Here is a 17490-nt window from a genome sequence, read left to right on the forward strand (position 1 = left end):
AAGCATGTTGCTAAAGAAATGGTTTAATCGGATGGGAAGGTTTCCCTACCCTCCTACCATTCTCTCACAATTATGGACAGGCTACAACGCTATCTTTCAATCCCGACAGCACCTTTGGACCTATACCCTTTACCCGCTCCAAATCGTCGACGGATTGGAAAGGGCCGTTCCGTTCACGATCCTCGACAATAGCGCGCGCTTTGCCCGGCCCGATTCCCTTCAGGCTATCCAGCTCCGCCGCAGATGCGCGATTAAGGTCCACCTTGCCATCGTCCTCTTCTGACACCGCTGTCGGCGCTTCGCTTGCTATTGGTGCCTCCACAAACGTCTTCTCCTTAACCGCTACATTCTCTACATCAGTCTCTATCTGCAAGGGAAGCTCTATCTGAGCCTCTTCCTGCAAAGACAGCTCTCCTTCTCTCGGCTGCTGCAGCGCTGCCTCAACCGACCTATTCAGCGCGATCCACCCTTCTGGCTCGTGTTTCTTCGGGGCATACAGTGCCGCCACGAACAATCCTGCAGCTACAGCAACTAATAGACCAGCAATAAGTTTGCTTTTCTTATCCATGCTTTAGATCTTCTCCTCTCCTCATGAGAAAAATAGTACGGATCAAATGACATAACTGCCAAGTCATAATGAATAAGTTAAAAGAGCAAATAAAGCGTAAGAAAAAGGACAATGCTGCCGCATTTTGCTGACAGAACGCTTTATTATCCGAATACATTTACCTTTAAGGAGGGTTGAGTATGAGAGTCGGATTCATTGGCACTGGCTCAATGGGCAGCTTGCTTATAGAGGCCTTCGTTACATCTGGAGCGCTGGACCCGAGCCAAATCGTCATCAGCAACCGAACTTTTGCAAAAGCGCAGGCTTTGGCGAATCGCTTCAAAGGAATCAAAGCCGAATATTCAAATGCGAAGGCTGTTGTTGGCTGTGACCTTATTTTTCTATGCGTCAAACCGCTTGAATTCAAAAAAGTAATAGATGACATCCTGCCTGCCATTCGGCCTGAGCAGCTGCTTGTTTCTATTACAAGCCCTGTGCTTATCGCTCATCTGGAAGAAATAGCGCCTTGCAAAATAGCGAAGGTGATCCCCAGCGTCACCAACTGTGCTTGGAGCGGCGCAACGCTCTGCATCTATGGCTCCCGTGTCAATCATGAAGATCGTCAGCATCTCGAATCACTATTAAAGTATATTAGTGAGCCGCTCCGCATTAGCGAGCCTTATACGCGCATCGTATCCGACCTTTCAAGCTGCGGCCCGGCATTCATTGCTTTTTTGCTAGAGCAATTCATTGATGCTGCTGTTGCCGAAACCGGCATAGACCGGGATGAAGCTACCAAAGTGGCAAGCGAGATGCTGCTCGGGACTGGCTTGCTGCTTACGCAAAGCGGCATGACTCCCGCTGAGGTTCATAATCGAGTGGCTGTACCAGGCGGCATAACTGCTCAGGCGCTGCAACTGCTCGGGCGTGAGACAGACGGCATGTTCAATCGGCTCATACGTACTACTCATGCCAAATTCGATGAGGATGTGGCAAAAGTTTCGATCGCCTTTTACGGCGAAGAGGTGAACGGTCAATAGCTGTGCTTCAGCTGTAGACCACTCACCTCTTCCTGAACCTATTTAATTAGCAACAATATTGACAAGCTTGCCTTTTACGGCTACAACCTTGCGAATTGTCTTGCCCTCGATCAGTTCTTGTACTTTATCGATTTCTTTGGCGAGCCGTTCCATTTCCGCTACATCTGTATCAGCGGCGATGGAGAGGCGTTCGATAATTTTGCCATTAACTTGAACGACGATCTCGACCTCTTGATCAACAGTCCAAGCTTCCTCATAGGTTGGCCAAGGCTCATACGTAATGGATGAGGTTCCGCCAAGCTTCTCCCACAGCTCTTCTGCAATGTGAGGAGCAAGAGGAGACAGCATCTGCAAGAATTGAGCCATCGCTTCACGCGGCAATACTTCTGTCTTATAAGCTTCGTTAACGAAAATCATTAATTGGCTAATCGCCGTATTGAACCGCAGATTATCGAAATCGTCGGTTACTTTCTTAATCGACCGATGCCATGTCCGTTTGAATACGTCACTCGTTTCTCCATCGGTAATTTTATGGCTTAAAGTACCATCTTCATTCACGAATAAGCGCCAAATACGGCTCAAGAAGCGGTAGGTTCCTTCTACACCGTTCGTATTCCAAGGCTTCGTCGCTTCGAGCGGCCCCATGAACATTTCATACATGCGCAGTGTATCCGCTCCAAATTCACCTACGATATCGTCAGGGTTGATAACGTTGCCGCGGGATTTGGACATCTTCTCATTGTTCATGCCCAGAATCATACCTTGGTTGACCAGCTTGTGGAAAGGCTCTTTGGTCGCTACGACACCAAGATCGTACAATACTTTATGCCAGAAGCGGGCATAGAGCAAGTGAAGCACCGCATGCTCAGCTCCACCGATGTACAGGTCAACAGGCAGCCATTCCTTCTGTTTCTCTGGCGAACAAATTTCCTTCTCGTTCTTCGGATCGATAAACCGCAAGTAATACCAACAGCTGCCTGCCCACTGCGGCATTGTATTCGTCTCGCGGCGTGCTTTCATGCCCGTCTCTGGATCAATAGTGTTCACCCAATCCGTAACGTTAGCCAATGGTGATTCACCTGTTCCAGATGGCGTAATCGCCTCAACATCCGGAAGCACCAGCGGCAACTGGTCCTCAGGCACTGGCTTCATCGTGCCGTCTTCCAGATGAAGAATAGGAATCGGCTCACCCCAATAGCGCTGGCGGCTGAACAGCCAATCCCGCAAACGATAGGTTACTTTGCCTTGACCCTTGCCTGATTCCTCAAGCTTCTTGATCATTGCAGCAATCGCTTCTTCATTATTTAAGCCATTGAGGAATTCGGAATTTACGTGAGCTCCATCTCCGGAATAAGCTTCCTTCGTTACGTCGCCCCCTTGGACAACCTCAATGATCGGCAGTTCGAACTGCTTCGCAAACTCCCAGTCCCGTGCATCATGGCCAGGCACAGCCATAATAGCCCCTGTTCCGTAGCCTGCTAACACATAATCGGCAATCCAGATCGGTGTTTTTGCTCCATTAACCGGATTAATGGCATAAGCGCCTGTAAATACACCTGTTTTGTCCTTCGCCAAATCCGTGCGCTCCAGATCACTCTTGCGAGCTGCCGCATCCTTATAAGCTTCAACAGCTGCTTGTTGCTCTGCAGTTGTAATTTGCGCTACCAATTCATGCTCAGGCGCAAGTACGCAATAAGTCGCTCCAAACAATGTATCTGGGCGAGTAGTAAATACAGCGAGTGAAGCGTCAAAACCATCGATCGCGAAGGTCACTTCTGCCCCTGTTGATTTGCCAATCCAGTTGCGCTGCATATCCTTGATGCTCTCTGACCAGTCAAGCTCCTCAAGATCCTCAAGCAGCCGCTCTGCATATTCCGTAATCTTCAGCATCCATTGACGCATCGGCTTGCGGATAACCGGATGGTTGCCCCGCTCGCTCAGGCCGTCAATAACTTCTTCATTCGCAAGCACCGTTCCAAGAGCTGGACACCAGTTCACTGGTACTTCTGCTACATAAGCAAGGCCTTTATTATACAATTGGATGAAAATCCACTGCGTCCATTTGTAATAGTCCGGATCTGTCGTACTGAATTCACGTTCCCAGTCATAGGAGAATCCAAGCGACTTAATCTGGCGGCGGAAATTATTGATGTTCTCTACTGTAATTTCCCGCGGATGGCGTCCTGTCTGCAAAGCGTACTGCTCAGCAGGCAGGCCGAATGCATCCCAGCCCATCGGATGAAGCACATTATAGCCGCGCATGCGCTTGTAGCGAGATACGATATCGGTTGCCGTGTAGCCTTCTGGATGTCCAACATGAAGGCCTGCTCCAGATGGATAAGGGAACATGTCCAGCGCATAAAACTTCTTCTTCTCTGGGTCCTCCGTCGTCTTGAAGGTTGCATGCTCATCCCAATATTTCTGCCATTTCGGTTCTACCGAAAGTGGATTATAGCCGTGAAATTGCTGTTCCTGACTCATCCTGCACTTCCTTTTCAAAGTTTTGCGAAGCCAAGCTTAAGCTTCGTAGACAACAAAAAAACTCCCGCCCCCAGCGTATTATCGCTAGGGACGAGAGATTGCTCCCGTGGTACCACCCTAGTTAACGGCAGGCATGCTTTGCCTTCCGCTCACTCGTCGCCTTTAACGCAGGCCATTCGGTGCGCTCATCACGCACGGCTCCAAGGCGAGATTCATATCACTGCATGACCGGCTTGCACCAACCGCCGGCTCTCTAAGCCATGCTCCGTAATATTACTTGCTCCTCTTCAACGCCAATTATAAGAAAATACGATTAGCTTCGATTATAATGAAGCAGAAACCGCGTGTCAAGATAGAACCAGCCAATCTTTGCTCCAGCTTATTGTTCTACTTTCTTTAATTGTTTAATTTTTTCAATAAGCTGATCTTTTTTCTGCCCATTCATTTTTTTGGCGAATGTGAAATCGATACCTTTAATCTCAAATTTCTCATCTACAGCAGACAGCACGTAACCATCATCCACAATATAATACGCACCAAATTTGGTCGTGCTGTACTTCCCTTCTTTACTTCCCTTTTCCGCAAATAAAGGCAGAACCACCTGCATACCTGGTTTTAATTCAATTTCATATCCATCAAATTCTGAACTGCTTGTCAATATAATTGTATCCTCAGCCTTTCATTCCCTTTATATTCCGGTGTAACAATGAACTCATTGATTTTTCAATCCCGCATGAAAACTGCTCCCCTTGAGGTTATAATAAAGAAAGACTAGCATCAAGATACTGGAGGAGAGAAGCTATGCGCTTTATTAGCAACAATAACATTACAGATCCATCGCTCAATTTGGCACTTGAGGAATATATTCTTCGGTCACTCCCTGACGATGATGATTATTTACTCTTCTACATAAACGAGCCTTCCATCATTATTGGCAAGAACCAGAATACGGTCGAAGAGATTAACGCCGAATACGTAGAACACAACGGCATTCATGTCGTACGCCGTTTATCAGGCGGTGGAGCCGTCTATCATGATCTCGGCAATTTGAACTTTAGCTTTATTATGAAAGATGACGGACAGTCCTTCCATAACTTCAAAAAATTCACTGAGCCGGTCGTACGAGCGCTGCGTAAGCTTGGTGTTGAGGCCGAAATGACAGGACGCAATGATCTGCAGGTCGGTGAACGCAAAATATCAGGCAATGCCCAATTCTCGACAAAAGGGAAAATGTTCAGCCATGGCACCCTTCTTTTTGACTCAGAGATTGAGAATGTCGTGTCTGCTCTTAAAGCTAATGCCGAGAAATATGTCTCCAAATCGACCAAATCGATCCGCAGCCGTGTAGCCAACATTTCCGAATTTCTAGAATCGCCGATGACAATCGAGCAATTAAGGCAAAGCCTTCTATCTTCTATCTTTGAAGGTGAGGAGCAAATACCATTCTATGAACTAACCGAGCAGGATTGGTTGAATGTGAATAAATTAGCGGATGAGCGTTATCGCAGCTGGGAATGGAATTATGGCAGGTCTCCAGCGTTTAATGTCCGTCAGGCCAAGCGGATCAATGCGGCTGGCACATTTGATGTTCGCTTGCAGGTAGAGGATGGAATAATTGTCGACGCGATCATTTATGGTGATTTCTTCGGTCGTGGCGACAGCAGCGAGCTTGCTGCCAAGCTTATTGGAACAAGGTATGAAGCAGGAGCATTAAACGAGCTACTAAGCGACGTGGACCTTGCTTACTACTTTGGTCCTGTCACGAAGGAAGAATGGTTAGAGCTGCTTTTATAATAGAGGAACAAAAAAAGCAAAGTACCGGCTCATTCAAAATGAGCGTGCCCGGACTTTGCTTTTTTCTCTTTTTGTACGAGCTAATGTGCGGCGTCCCCATAAATAGATCATGCAGCCGATTATAACGCCGAGCAGGTTCAATACAATATCGTCTACATCGAGACTGCCGCGTCTGCTTACCATTTGCAGCACTTCAAGCAAGGATATAAAGAGCGTGAACATAAGCAGCGTCTTGGCAATTCCCCAGCGAAAAGCAATTGGCAGCCCTATTCCAAACGGAATAAACACCGCGATATTCCCGCCCATATTCACCAGCCATGTACGAAAATTATAGTGATCATAATGTAAAAAATAGCTTTTGATCGTATAAAAAAGCTCTAGATTATATCTCATTTCGGTGCTTCTATGCATGCCTCTGCCAAAACCGATGAACATCCAATATAATAGACAAAGCGTATAACACGCCAGCAAGAACGCTATAGCTCCGCGGAACAGTGGATGAGGATTCGACATCCTGTTGTCTCCCTTCATGGCTCCTGCTTCCCTCAGGAAGCAGGAGCCTCATGCTAGTCATCAACCCATTTTTTAACCCTGTACCAATATTCGTATTGCGTGGTAAAGCCAAATTTATCGTAAAGACGATTGGCTGGCACATTGTTTTGCACAACTTGCAAATAACCGAATGAAGCACCGTGCAACTTCCCCCATTGCAGCAAATACCGCACCAATTGCTCCCCATAGCCTAGATTTCGATACCGGGGATCGGTGACGATATCATACAGCTGAATATATCCTTTATCGAGTACGCCCAGCCCGCATGCGACCGGAACCCCCTCCTGATAGAAAGCAACGAATTGCTTCTTAAATGGAATGCTGTCCAGAAGCTTCTTCATCGTTGATAGATTCGCTCCGCTCAAAGGGCTCATACCCTTATAATCATCCAGCCATTGCTCACTCACCTGCGTGTCCACACGAAAGGCGCCGGTGAACGGTTCAATAATACGTAAGGTTAGCGGAACCGTCTTTACGAATACAGGCTCAATAAGCGAGTAGCCGAATTCATCCAGTTGGCGATCCAATTCAGGAGGCTGTAGGGAGGGAATTATTTTGAAAATGGAATCCAGCTGCTGCTCTGCATACAGCTGCTTGCAGTAGCGTATCTTCTCCTGCCAATTGTCGAAGCCTCCATATAAAGGGATCACGCAATTTGCTCTTTTGGTATAGCCGTTCGATAATCGCAGCAGCCACCCCCCATAATCAATCGTTTGGAGCGCGGGCCAACCTTCTATATTTAATTCTTCCAGTCTCAGATGCTCGGAATGCATACAATCACCACCTATTTTTTAACAAAAATTAGTTATGATTAACTATATAGGCAGATGATTCAGCATTCAACACTAAATTTAGCAGATATGGAACCGATCCAACTGATCGTGGAGACGTTCCTTCAATAGAATTTCCTTCTGCTTCATTCCAATCAGATCATAATGCGGATATTGCTCGCGGTCATGGATATAGCTGGGGTTCAATCCATTTGCCTCGCACCAGCGTACGAGCTTGTCCATGTCGGCACATCCGACTTTCGTTACCGTTGTCAGATTTGGGAATCTGGGATCGATCCAGTAATGGGTTAAAAAAGCGATTTCTCCGCTAGATACCTTGCTTTTCCATTGCTGCAGCTCGGATCTCGTAATACCGAATGCCATGCTCCCTCTCCTTATTTCACATAAATATGTTTGACCCGGCCGACCTGTCCATCCGCTAATCGAACTTTTATGCCATGGGGGTGGTTTGCCGAATTCGTTAGTAAATCCTTCACAATTCCTCTAGTCAGCTTGCCAGTTCTTTGATCCTGCTTAAGTACAATATCGACTTCAAGCCCAGGCTTTACCGAGGCGCGAACTGTTCCATTCATCGTCTATTACCATTCCTTTACGCAAAAGATGTCGAAATCAGCATAGCATATGTAATCGAAAGATGCACTTAAGGGGCACAACTGTTATACTAAACATCAAACGATGTAGATGAAATGAGGAAATATACCAATGTCAAATGATTTTAATGCAATGGGCATTATCCCGGCGATAGTAGAACGGCTTCAGCATGATGGGATAACGGACCCGACTCCTGTCCAAAAGAAAGCTATTCCAGTACTTCTCGCTGGCCAGGATGTCATTGCGCAAGCACAGACGGGGACAGGCAAAACCATTGCCTTCGCCTTGCCCATATTGCAAAAAATAGATGTGGACAAAGAGCAGGTTCAAGCACTCATCCTAACCCCTACTAGAGAACTCGCGATTCAAATTACGAGCGAACTGGCCAAGCTTGCTCCTGCAGTAGGCGTCAAGGTCCTTGCAGCCTATGGCGGCCAGGATGTTGATGCGCAGATTCGCAAGCTCAATAACGCTCCACATATTGTTGTAGCAACACCGGGACGCTTGATCGACCATATGAGACGCGAAACCATTAATCTTGGCAAGCTCAAAATGCTCGTTCTCGACGAAGCTGACCAAATGCTTCATATGGGCTTCCTTCCAGAAGTCGAGAGCATCGTAGTCCAGACGCCAAAGGCTCGTCAGACGATGCTGTTCTCAGCTACAATGCCTGAAGCAATTAAGCGTCTGGCAGAGAACTATATGAAGGTACCTGTGGACATCCGCATTCAAAGTGCGAATGTCACACTGGATAACATTAAGCAATATGTAATCGAAACTTCAGATCGCGGCCGCCAAGATGCACTAATCAAGCTGATTGAGAATCAGCAGCCTTACCTCGCCGTCATTTTCTGCCGCACCAAGGTCCGTGCTAAGAAATTGAACTCGGCGCTTCAGGATCATGGCTTTGCTTCGGACGAGCTGCATGGCGACTTGACGCAAGCCAAGCGTGAACAAGTCATGAAGCGGTTCCGTGATGCGAAGCTGCAAATACTGGTCGCGACTGATGTGGCTGCACGAGGACTCGATGTTGAAGGTGTTACACATGTGTTCAACTACGACGTACCGCAGGATGCTGAGATTTATATTCACAGAATCGGCAGAACAGGTCGCGCTGGGCAAAAAGGCAGCGCTATAACGTTCGTATCTCCTTATGATCGCGGTGCTGTTCAGCATATCGAGCGCAGCATTAGCGCTGTTCTGGAACGCCGGATTATGGGTGAAGACGGTACGCTTAAGACAGACCGTTCTCCACGCCCAGCAGCCCGGGTATCCGGTAAAGATGACAAAGGCCAAGAACGTGGAGGGCGCCGTGGACAAGGCTCCAAGCCTTCCCAAGGCGGACGAAGCGGCAGAAGCGACCGTAATGGTCAACGTCCGCATAGCGGTGGACGCAAAAAGCCGGATGACTCCCGTACAGCAGGAGGAGAACGCGAAGGTAACCCGTGGGCGACAAAAGAGAGCGTAGGCGAGCGCCGTACAGGCAAGAGCGGCGCTTCACGCAACTCAGGCCCAGCTAAACGCGGCGGTGGCGGATGGGCCCCTCGCGGTGCTAGTGGTGCCGAGCGCGGAGGAAGAGCTTCACGTGATACTGGAGGCGCTGAGCGCGGCAGCTGGAGCTCACGCGACACTGGTGGTGCTGAGCGCGGAGGAAGAGCTTCACGTGATACTGGCGGCGCTGAGCGCGGCAGCTGGAACTCACGTGACACTGGCGATGCTGAGCGTGGAGGAAGAGCTCCACGTGATACTGGCGGCGCTGAGCGCGGCAGCTGGAGCTCACGTGACACTGGCGGTGCTGAACGCGGAGGAAGAACTCCACGTGAAGGCGGTGGCAATTCATCACGCAAGAGCGGCAGCACTAGCTCACGTAATTTTGGGGGCAATCAAGCTAATCGCGGTGGCGGCGGTCGCTCCTCTGGTGCAGATCGCAGCAAAGGCGGTTCACGTTCATCTGCACCTAGCAGCCGAGGCCGCAAGAGATAGAATCAAATATTCAAGTAATTATTTTTGATCACCCTGCTAACCAGCAGTTGTATGAATAAAGAAAGTTAAGAACGCCATTCTCCGATGAGGAGAATGGCGTTCTTTTTTAAATAATATCTTGGTGACATAAATTCAACATTCCCCAACTCTCCCAACTCTCCCAACTCTCCCAACTCTCCCAACTCTCCCAACTCTCCCAACTCTCCCAACTCTCCCAACTCTCCCAACTCTCCCAACTCTCCCAACTCTCCCAACTCTCGTAAATTGTACTTTTCCCTATCATTACTTATCTGAAGAGAATATTTCATGATCTGCCCGCCTCCTCGCGTACCATTAGAGGAACCAAGTTCCGTTATTTTAACGTTTCTTCTCTTCAAAATAATAATAGCGGAACCACATTCCGTTATTGTCTCGTCATTCGTCCTTTATCTCTAAATATTAGGAAATAACGGAATCGCGTTCCGTTATTCTGCCTCAATAGTGCAGAAGGACAGAAATAGCGGAACCACATTCCGCTATTTCTGTCCTATGTTCAACAACACTTTCATCCGCACACGCCGCGCATCCAAGTGAACTACGACGGAGCCGCACTCTAAAACACGCAGCCCCAATCGAATCATTCAGAAACCTGAACATCTCTAAATAGCTTATCGAAACAAAACCGCCAAAAGCTAAGCTCTTGGCGGTTTTATTTGAATTGGCAGGCTAGCTCCACGCATGCTCTCGAAGAGCATAAGCTACGCCATTCTCCATATTCGATTTGGTTACGCTGTGTGCGGCGGCTTTTACCCCATCAGGCGAATTGCCCATGGCAATCCCATGCCCTGCGAATTGCAGCATCGTCACGTCATTAAAGTAATTGCCGATCGCAAGTATACGGCTCCGATCAATCCCCTTGCTCTTTGCAAACTGCTGCAAAGCTGTTCCTTTATTAGCCTCAGGATGCATAACATCAATAAAAAAATCACCACTGCGAATCGTATGCAAATGCGGAGGCCACAGTCCCCACTCCGATTCCACAAGGTCCATCGACTCTTTCGTACCGAATACCGTGAATTTGACAAGCCCCTCAGGGTATGCCGTATCAGGTTGCAAGAGCAACGGGGCAGCATGAAAACGGCTATACATAGCTTCTGCTTCCGGCGTCATTCCCTCCACCATCATCTCAAAAGCGGTATTTAAATCAAAGTGTATCCCATTCAACCGACAATAAATTAAAAACTGCTCCAACTGCTCTGGCAATATATCATAACGGTGAATAATCTCCCGGCTTGCCGCATCAATGGTTGCGCCGCCATTATGGGTAATCATCATGCCGCCCAGTCCCAGCTCCTCCAAAATAGGAATTGTGCTGATTGGGCTTCTCCCCGTACACAGAACAATTTCGGCACCTCGTTGTGCAGCTTCCCTGACAGCATCCCGCGTTTCTATCGTTAATTGATGATCATCATTCAGCAAAGTCCCATCTACATCCAAAGCAATTATGTCGTAATGAAGCGCCATCGCTTACATCCCTCCACTTCTCTATTTGGCTAATCCCCGATGCGAGCGAAGCAGCTCGACTTCTTCATCTGTCAACTCTCGATAGCTGCCCTCTTGCAAGGATTGATCGAGCTCTAGAGGCCCCATCGCCACTCTTTTAAGCTGGAGCACCTTTTTGCCCACCGCTTCAAACATCCGCTTAACCTGATGGAATTTCCCTTCCATAATCGTGAGCGAAATGTGAGACAGCATTCCTTCTTCATCGGCATCCTTCTGTTGAATTTGAAGAGAAGCCGGCATCGTTACATAACCATCATCCAACGTAACGCCAGCTGTGAATTGCTCCTGATCCAACTCACCAACATCACCCCTAACGAGTGCCTCATAGGTTTTGGCAACATGCTTGCGTGGGGAGAGAAGCTCATGTGCTAGTTGTCCATCATTCGTCAGCAGCAGCAGACCTACGGTATCCTTGTCGAGCCTTCCTACAGGAAACGGCTCCATTAGCTGATCCTCTGGCGCGAGCAGATCGATAACCGTCTGTTCCCTGCGATCCTCTGTCGCCGAAATAACACCAGGAGGCTTGTTCATCATAATATAGATGGTCTCGCGATACGATACACGCTCACCATCGAAGAAGACTTCTGTAAGATCCGGGTCCAGCAATAACCCGCTATCTTTGGCTACCTTGCCGTCAACGATTACTTTCCCCTGCTTCACGAAGCGCTTAATCTCGCTTCTTGTACCATAACCTGTATGAGCAAGCAGCTTGTCCAGTCGCAATTTTTTAGCCACCTTACATCCACCTCCAGCCTGTAGACAGCTCGTTCTTGAGCATGCCGCCGGCATCTAATTTTCCCCAGCCAATAGGATAACCGTCTGTACAGACAAGCACATAGCCGTGAGGCCGCGACTCAGCCGATTCGGCTAATTCAAGTCCAGTATCCGAATTGACGAATAGAGTCTCGCCTTTTAAGTACCTTATCGTATTAGGATCATCTGATCGCCAGCTTAACGATCTCGCCGCCTCTTTGCCGGTCAGTCCCATGGCAAGAGCCTGAGAGGGATGAAATCTCCCCCCGTGTCCTACTTCACCCACATACCAGCCGGCACGCACGACGCGCAAGCCGTCTAGAGAAGGCAAGGAGGAAGGCTGCAAATACACACGGGATCCATAAACTTGAATAATGCCATCCTTATGGAAGGCATTCGACAGATGCGCATTCGCAAATTCCAACCAAGAATTCTTCGGGTCCGCACTATTCTGAGAAAGGCGATTAGTCGACTGCTGCTTGCTTGGTTTCCCGCTCCGCTTCTCTTGTATGCGAAGCGAATCGCCGCTGCCTTTGCGATCTCGAGACTTCCCTGCACCCTGCTTGTTTCTAGTCGGCTCAACAATAACTGAAGCAGCAGAGTCAGTTCTATTCGATAACCTAGAATCATCTTCTTCTCTTGAATTCGGGATTGCAGATTCGTTCTTCTTGAGAACAGCCGCAAAATGCCCCTCTCCTTTTATGCGATGTGGCCATAGACGTACGGTTCCTGCTATCGTTGCAAGTCTCTCTGAAGCAAGCAGCGCACCTGATTCGCCAGCCCATTCCGGCCTGCCAGACGTCCAGCCATAATCATGCTTGACCTGAACCACTTCAAATTCCGGATGCGCGGCAAGGAAAGCCGCAATCTGTCCTTCATTCTCCTCGGGGGAGAACGTACAGGTAGAATATACAATCAAGCCTCCCGGGGCGAGCATCGCTGCAGCGCTGACCATAATGTCGCGTTGCATAATGGAGCAGCGTTCAACGGAATGCTTTTCCCATTCCGCAATCATCGACTCATCCTTACGGAACATCCCCTCCCCAGAGCAAGGGGCGTCTACTAGAATACGGTCGAACCATTGTTCAAACACTGGGACCATCGCACTTGGTTCCTCATTCAAGATCACGGCGTTACGTACACCCGCCAGCTCGATATTTTTCGCCAACGCCTTCGTTCGTTCCTTCGCATTGTCATTGCTGACGAGCACACCGCTGCCTTGCAGCTTCGCTGCAATCTGCGTCGATTTCCCCCCGGGGGCTGCGCATAGATCAAGCACCCGCTGGCCTGGCCTGACATCAAGAAGCTTGACTGGCGCCATTGCGCTAGGCTCCTGGATATAATAGAGACCTGCATGATAATGGGGATGCTTGCCCGGACGTTCCCCCTCTTGATAATAAAATCCATCCTCCGCCCAAGGAATCGGCTGGACAGTGCCTCCGAGGGGTGACAGCGATATCCATTCCTCTCCCGTTACCTTCAAGCCATTCGAGCGAATTCCATATACACGCGGATCGTTATAAGAATCCATGAAGGCATCGAACTCGCCCCCTAACAGTTCTTTCATTCTCTTTGTAAAAGCAAGCGGCAAATAACTTGGCATATTCCATTCCTCCTGCCGCATCCTGTAGGTTCTTACATACAAAAATTCGGCTCAATCTGATAAGTTGAACTTGCGATAAATAACAAAGTCGAAGAAGGAGCTGCCCGACAAGGTGTACAAATCCTTGGGGTAGCTCCTTGCTTTCTCTAGGATTGATTATTTCTCTTTGCACGGAGAATCGCAGCTTCTATTTCTACAGACAGCTGCTTCAATCCATACAAATCTTCGCTTTCCCACAGCTCGTTGAATTTCAACTGAAATTGAACGGCTTCGCGAATGCGATGATAGAAATACAAATCCTGTATGTCGCTCAACAGCTTGGATACAATAGTAGATCGCACCTCAAAATCTCGCTGAGCATCTAATATTTCATGTCTTATGCTAGACATTTCTGTATCGAGATGGAAGGCGGCCTCAGCGGCCTTCTTCAAGCGATCACGCACATCCTCTGGCAAGCTTTCCTTATATTTATAATTCAGTGAATGCTCGATCGTCGCCCAGAAATTCATAGCCAGTGTACGAATTTGAATTTCGGCCAATACGATTTTGTAACCGAGAGCAGTCTGAACCGGATATTCGACAATCATGTGATAGCTGCGATAGCCGCTATCCTTGTAGTTCGTAATATAATCCTTCTCATACACTAGGGTAAGATCCTTGCGCGTGCGGATCAAGCCAGCTACACGATGAATATCATCCACGAATTGACACATAATTCGAATGCCTGCAATATCCTCTATTCCTGTCTCCAGTTGATCGGGAGGCACATTCAACCTTTTTGCCTTCTCCAGCACGCTGGACACCTTTTTGACTCGGCCGGTGACGAATTCGATTGGTGCATACGACTCCCTCATTTTGAGCTCTACCCGCATTGTCTTAAGCTTTACCTTCAGTTCTTCTACTGCTTGTTCATATGGCTGCAAAAAAAGATTCCAGTCTCTTCCATCCATCCGGCCGCCTCCTGTTTTTATCGATGATCTGCCCCGATTGCTTCCGTTATGCTGCGGTAGCCGTCCTTCCGTAACTTTTCCTTCAGGCCAGTCGTTATTTCTCTAAGAATGCCAGGTCCTTTGTATATGAAGGAAGTATAGATTTCAACGAGAGAAGCGCCGGCGCGGATTTTATCGTATGCGTCCTCTGCTGTAAAAATGCCCCCTGAGCCAATAATCGGTAGTTTTCCTTCCGTCTGCCGATAGACTGCTCTAATCACCTCTGTTGACCGTTCACGAAGCGGCAAACCGCTAAGCCCGCCAGTCTCACTCGCGTTCGTATGTACTAATCCTTCCCGAGATACCGTCGTATTCGATGCGATGATACCAGACACGCCGCTGTCCTTAATTGTGGCAACCGTAAGCTCAAGCTGCTCATCGGTCATGTCGGGTGCGATTTTGACCAGTACAGGCTTCGGCTTCTCGCCTATTCTTGCTGCTTGCTGACCAACCTCCTCCAGCACCTCGGAGAGCAGCATCCGCAGCTCGTCTCCGTGCTGCAGCGCTCGAAGATCAGGCGTATTGGGCGAGCTAATATTTACCACGAAAAAATCACCATACGAATACAAGACTTGTATGCATGAACGATAATCCTCATGAGCCTTTTCATTAGGCGTTACTTTGTTCTTGCCTATATTAACTGCGAAAGGAATTCGGTGTATCTTGCGCTTGGACAAATGCTTGGCCATTGCCTCAGCACCTTCATTGTTAAAGCCCATACGATTGATCAAGGCTTCGTCAGGCGGAAGTCTGAACATTCTCGGCTGCTCATTGCCTGGTTGTCCCTTGGGTGTAACCGTGCCTACCTCAGCAAACCCAAATCCAATACTGGAAAAAGCATCTGCTACTTTGCCATTCTTATCTAAGCCCGCAGCCAGTCCGACTGGATGGGGAAAATGGATGCCGAATAAATCCATGGCAAGCTCTGGAGCATCTTTCACGCCATACATGGAATGGATCAGCTTGTTCATACCAGGCACTCGACCTGCCGTATGCAGGCCATCTATAACGAGATGATGGGCTCTCTCAGGGTCCATACGAAATAGTACAGGCTTCAATATTGAAGAATAAAGCAACTACATTCACTCCGATCTCAAAATAGATGTTCTATCGAACAGTTTATCTTTTTTAAAGGAAAAAGAAAAGAGCCCCGCTAGCTGCAGAACTCTCTCGTTGTATTGCGGTAATACAAGTAAACGATTACAATGGACCTATCTGCTATTATTAACCCATAGAAAGGTTGATTGTGAATGAGTTCAGCAAAACGCAAGGCTCCCGCCATCAAAACAAAGCCAAAAGAAGAGGTCAATAAAAAAGCGCTTATTTGGATCAGCTCCATCTGCGGCATCGTGATTGTCGCTGTAGCTGTCCTTCTCATTGTAGGACAATAACTTATTATTAATTCAACCACCGATAAACTTTATCAGGATTCGTTTCGTTCTGCTTAGGCACAAGCTTGAATCTCTCAGGAGACTCTGGTGTCTGGAACGGAAGAGTCCCGTTTTTTATTTGTACAGCCGTGCCAAGCGGCACCAGATCATACAGCTCCTCCACATCCGCTTTCCCCATTCGTATGCAGCCAAGTGATTCATCAAGTCCGATGCTGTCCGGCTCGTCTGTGCCGTGGATCGCGTACAGCCCCCCGGATAAGGTCATGCCTCGGCTCCCGAATTGTCCGTTATCTCGTCCATTGGGATTTTTAACCTTCTCGCTTATATAGAAGCTTCCTTCCGGCGTCTTGTCGCCCCCGAGTCCGATCGGATAGCTGCGAACTATGACGTCTCCACTCACAACAGCCAGCCGATACGTTGCCTTATCCACAATGATCTCTAGAGGCTTGCGCCAATGCTTCTCCTCGTCGCCAAGCGATTCCTCCTGAACTTGTGCGGTTAACTCCGATTGCTTAGGCTTATTGGCAGGAGTTCCGCGCTCCTTGCTGCTCTGATCCGCTTGAAGAGCCTTCAGCAGGGGCCCAAACATCTTGCGCATGCCAGGCGCCTCGCCTGACAATACATTTCTAGGGTATGGCTTGATCAGATCATCCAACTGCTGAGGCCATTTGCCATATTGCTTGTTGTAATGATGAATAGCACTGGCCAAAGTCCAACGCACCTCCTGCCTTGACGTCCAATCTGCAAGCTCCGCCTCTGCGGTTGTCGCATCAACAGGCTTGCAATTGCAGGCTGCAGCATCATGCATCTTAACCTGCATGATCGGGCTCATCGGCTCTCTTGTAACAGACATCAGTATCCGTTTGCGGCCTGTCCATTTGCGCCAGCCATTCTCCTCGTCCATTCGGGCTGCTATCGCAAGAGCAGGCTGTGTCGACCAAGCAAGCATGCGATCCCAAGCGCTGCCGATCGGCTTGCGATCCTGTCGGTCTACGAATACGACACCAATATTTGGTACGCTCTGCTCTGTTGTAGCAGAGATTGCTGCTTCCTTATCAGGCATAGCCGTATTTGAAGGAAGGAGGACCGCGAATACGAGCAGAACAGCGGCCATTAAGACCGTACGCTTCAATAGCTGCTTCCTTCGCTGAGTCGTATTCCATTGCTCCAAGAGCTCTTGCGGCTGCTCCGCCAGCGGATGCCGCTTTCTCTCGAAGGCATCATAAATTTCCTTAGCCTGAATAAAACAATAATTGGCCTTGGCTTCTTTGCCTTCTGCCATATATTGCTTGCCCAACAAATACCAAGCCATACGATTATTCGGATGCTGCCGTACATAGTGCTTCAAATAGAGCATATCATCAGGTTTATCCATCGCTTTGTATCTCCTCCAAACACTGATACCCTCTATATCGGCTTCTTGGCAGCCAAAT

At 48.5% G+C, this 17490-nt stretch carries 18 protein-coding genes and 1 other annotated feature; of the genes, 4 read left to right on the top strand and 14 right to left on the bottom strand.

Annotated elements, in window-relative coordinates:
* Window positions 1-70: 70 nt before the first annotated feature.
* Window positions 71-568 carry a ComEA family DNA-binding protein gene (locus AC50YO_RS13475; RefSeq protein ID WP_494847629.1) on the bottom strand — a complete coding sequence of 166 codons (498 nt, stop codon included), beginning with the start codon at window positions 566-568 and terminating at the stop codon, window positions 71-73.
* Between the two features lie 179 nt (window positions 569-747).
* Between AC50YO_RS13475 and comER the strand changes: the two genes are divergently transcribed.
* Window positions 748-1587, top strand: a complete 840-nt coding sequence (gene comER / locus AC50YO_RS13480; protein ID WP_494847631.1) for a late competence protein ComER — start codon at window positions 748-750, stop codon at window positions 1585-1587.
* Window positions 1588-1629: 42 nt separating this feature from the next.
* Here the strand turns inward: comER and leuS are convergent, their stop codons facing one another.
* Window positions 1630-4068 carry a leucine--tRNA ligase gene (gene leuS / locus AC50YO_RS13485; RefSeq protein ID WP_494847633.1) on the bottom strand — a complete coding sequence of 813 codons (2439 nt, stop codon included), beginning with the start codon at window positions 4066-4068 and terminating at the stop codon, window positions 1630-1632.
* 83 nt (window positions 4069-4151) lie between these two features.
* Window positions 4152-4368: a binding site (T-box leader), on the bottom strand.
* A 79-nt stretch (window positions 4369-4447) separates the two neighbouring features.
* Window positions 4448-4726 carry a hypothetical protein gene (locus AC50YO_RS13490; protein WP_494847635.1) on the bottom strand — a complete coding sequence of 93 codons (279 nt, stop codon included), beginning with the start codon at window positions 4724-4726 and terminating at the stop codon, window positions 4448-4450.
* 143 nt (window positions 4727-4869) lie between these two features.
* Here AC50YO_RS13490 and lplA point away from each other — a divergent pair, with 143 nt between their 5' ends.
* Window positions 4870-5862 (top strand): lipoate--protein ligase, encoded by a 993-nt coding sequence (gene lplA, locus AC50YO_RS13495; protein WP_494847637.1) that lies wholly within the window; start codon window positions 4870-4872, stop codon window positions 5860-5862.
* Window positions 5863-5895: 33 nt separating this feature from the next.
* Here the strand turns inward: lplA and AC50YO_RS13500 are convergent, their stop codons facing one another.
* From AC50YO_RS13500 to AC50YO_RS13515, 4 genes are all read right to left on the bottom strand, one after another.
* A complete protein-coding gene (locus AC50YO_RS13500) occupies window positions 5896-6375 on the bottom strand; it encodes a VanZ family protein (protein WP_494847639.1) in 480 nt (159 codons plus the stop codon).
* Window positions 6376-6428: 53 nt separating this feature from the next.
* Window positions 6429-7187, bottom strand: a complete 759-nt coding sequence (locus AC50YO_RS13505; RefSeq protein WP_494847640.1) for a GNAT family N-acetyltransferase — start codon at window positions 7185-7187, stop codon at window positions 6429-6431.
* A 78-nt stretch (window positions 7188-7265) separates the two neighbouring features.
* Window positions 7266-7568, bottom strand: coding sequence for a hypothetical protein (locus AC50YO_RS13510; protein ID WP_494847642.1), 303 nt, complete (start codon window positions 7566-7568; stop codon window positions 7266-7268).
* Window positions 7569-7579: 11 nt separating this feature from the next.
* Window positions 7580-7777, bottom strand: coding sequence for a YwbE family protein (locus tag AC50YO_RS13515; RefSeq protein WP_494847643.1), 198 nt, complete (start codon window positions 7775-7777; stop codon window positions 7580-7582).
* Window positions 7778-7907: 130 nt separating this feature from the next.
* Between AC50YO_RS13515 and AC50YO_RS13520 the strand changes: the two genes are divergently transcribed.
* Window positions 7908-9779: a DEAD/DEAH box helicase gene (locus AC50YO_RS13520; protein ID WP_494847648.1), complete on the top strand. Its 1872-nt coding sequence runs from the start codon at window positions 7908-7910 to the stop codon at window positions 9777-9779.
* Between the two features lie 65 nt (window positions 9780-9844).
* Here AC50YO_RS13520 and AC50YO_RS13525 read toward each other — a convergent pair whose 3' ends face one another.
* The 6 genes from AC50YO_RS13525 to AC50YO_RS13550 form a co-directional block, all read right to left on the bottom strand.
* Window positions 9845-10087 (bottom strand): hypothetical protein, encoded by a 243-nt coding sequence (locus tag AC50YO_RS13525; protein WP_494847650.1) that lies wholly within the window; start codon window positions 10085-10087, stop codon window positions 9845-9847.
* A 397-nt stretch (window positions 10088-10484) separates the two neighbouring features.
* Window positions 10485-11282 carry a Cof-type HAD-IIB family hydrolase gene (locus AC50YO_RS13530; RefSeq protein WP_494847653.1) on the bottom strand — a complete coding sequence of 266 codons (798 nt, stop codon included), beginning with the start codon at window positions 11280-11282 and terminating at the stop codon, window positions 10485-10487.
* A 21-nt stretch (window positions 11283-11303) separates the two neighbouring features.
* The gene (locus AC50YO_RS13535; protein ID WP_494847655.1) at window positions 11304-12056 is read right to left on the bottom strand and encodes a pseudouridine synthase; all 753 of its coding nucleotides are present in this window, start codon (window positions 12054-12056) and stop codon (window positions 11304-11306) included.
* A gap of 1 nt (window position 12057) precedes the next feature.
* Entirely contained in the window at window positions 12058-13677 is a 1620-nt protein-coding gene (locus tag AC50YO_RS13540; RefSeq protein WP_494847659.1) for an RsmB/NOP family class I SAM-dependent RNA methyltransferase, read from the bottom strand.
* Window positions 13678-13823: 146 nt separating this feature from the next.
* Complete coding sequence (gene yjbM, locus AC50YO_RS13545) at window positions 13824-14627, bottom strand: GTP diphosphokinase (protein ID WP_494847663.1); 804 nt, start codon at window positions 14625-14627, stop codon at window positions 13824-13826.
* A 17-nt stretch (window positions 14628-14644) separates the two neighbouring features.
* Window positions 14645-15742 carry a quinone-dependent dihydroorotate dehydrogenase gene (locus tag AC50YO_RS13550; protein ID WP_494847664.1) on the bottom strand — a complete coding sequence of 366 codons (1098 nt, stop codon included), beginning with the start codon at window positions 15740-15742 and terminating at the stop codon, window positions 14645-14647.
* Between the two features lie 174 nt (window positions 15743-15916).
* Between AC50YO_RS13550 and AC50YO_RS13555 the strand changes: the two genes are divergently transcribed.
* A complete protein-coding gene (locus AC50YO_RS13555; RefSeq protein ID WP_494847665.1) occupies window positions 15917-16057 on the top strand; it encodes a hypothetical protein in 141 nt (46 codons plus the stop codon).
* A gap of 7 nt (window positions 16058-16064) precedes the next feature.
* On the opposite strand, the gene AC50YO_RS13560 is transcribed toward AC50YO_RS13555, so the two are convergent.
* The gene (locus AC50YO_RS13560) at window positions 16065-17432 is read right to left on the bottom strand and encodes a L,D-transpeptidase (protein WP_494847667.1); all 1368 of its coding nucleotides are present in this window, start codon (window positions 17430-17432) and stop codon (window positions 16065-16067) included.
* Window positions 17433-17490 lie beyond the last annotated feature (58 nt).

The sequence above is a fragment of the Paenibacillus sp. J22P59 genome (assembly GCF_059383895.1).

Excerpts from the sequence above, each read along its gene's own strand:
- AC50YO_RS13475 (WP_494847629.1), bottom strand. The coding sequence starts at position 568 with ATGGATAAGAAAAGCAAACTTATTGCTGGTCTATTAGTTGCTGTAGCT.
- comER (WP_494847631.1), top strand. The coding sequence starts at position 748 with ATGAGAGTCGGATTCATTGGCACTGGCTCAATGGGCAGCTTGCTTATA.
- leuS (WP_494847633.1), bottom strand. The coding sequence starts at position 4,068 with ATGAGTCAGGAACAGCAATTTCACGGCTATAATCCACTTTCGGTAGAA.
- lplA (WP_494847637.1), top strand. The coding sequence starts at position 4,870 with ATGCGCTTTATTAGCAACAATAACATTACAGATCCATCGCTCAATTTG.
- AC50YO_RS13500 (WP_494847639.1), bottom strand. The coding sequence starts at position 6,375 with ATGTCGAATCCTCATCCACTGTTCCGCGGAGCTATAGCGTTCTTGCTG.
- AC50YO_RS13505 (WP_494847640.1), bottom strand. The coding sequence starts at position 7,187 with ATGCATTCCGAGCATCTGAGACTGGAAGAATTAAATATAGAAGGTTGG.
- AC50YO_RS13510 (WP_494847642.1), bottom strand. The coding sequence starts at position 7,568 with ATGGCATTCGGTATTACGAGATCCGAGCTGCAGCAATGGAAAAGCAAG.
- AC50YO_RS13515 (WP_494847643.1), bottom strand. The coding sequence starts at position 7,777 with ATGAATGGAACAGTTCGCGCCTCGGTAAAGCCTGGGCTTGAAGTCGAT.
- AC50YO_RS13520 (WP_494847648.1), top strand. The coding sequence starts at position 7,908 with ATGTCAAATGATTTTAATGCAATGGGCATTATCCCGGCGATAGTAGAA.
- AC50YO_RS13525 (WP_494847650.1), bottom strand. The coding sequence starts at position 10,087 with ATGAAATATTCTCTTCAGATAAGTAATGATAGGGAAAAGTACAATTTA.
- AC50YO_RS13530 (WP_494847653.1), bottom strand. The coding sequence starts at position 11,282 with ATGGCGCTTCATTACGACATAATTGCTTTGGATGTAGATGGGACTTTG.
- AC50YO_RS13540 (WP_494847659.1), bottom strand. The coding sequence starts at position 13,677 with ATGCCAAGTTATTTGCCGCTTGCTTTTACAAAGAGAATGAAAGAACTG.
- yjbM (WP_494847663.1), bottom strand. The coding sequence starts at position 14,627 with ATGGATGGAAGAGACTGGAATCTTTTTTTGCAGCCATATGAACAAGCA.
- AC50YO_RS13555 (WP_494847665.1), top strand. The coding sequence starts at position 15,917 with ATGAGTTCAGCAAAACGCAAGGCTCCCGCCATCAAAACAAAGCCAAAA.
- AC50YO_RS13560 (WP_494847667.1), bottom strand. The coding sequence starts at position 17,432 with ATGGATAAACCTGATGATATGCTCTATTTGAAGCACTATGTACGGCAG.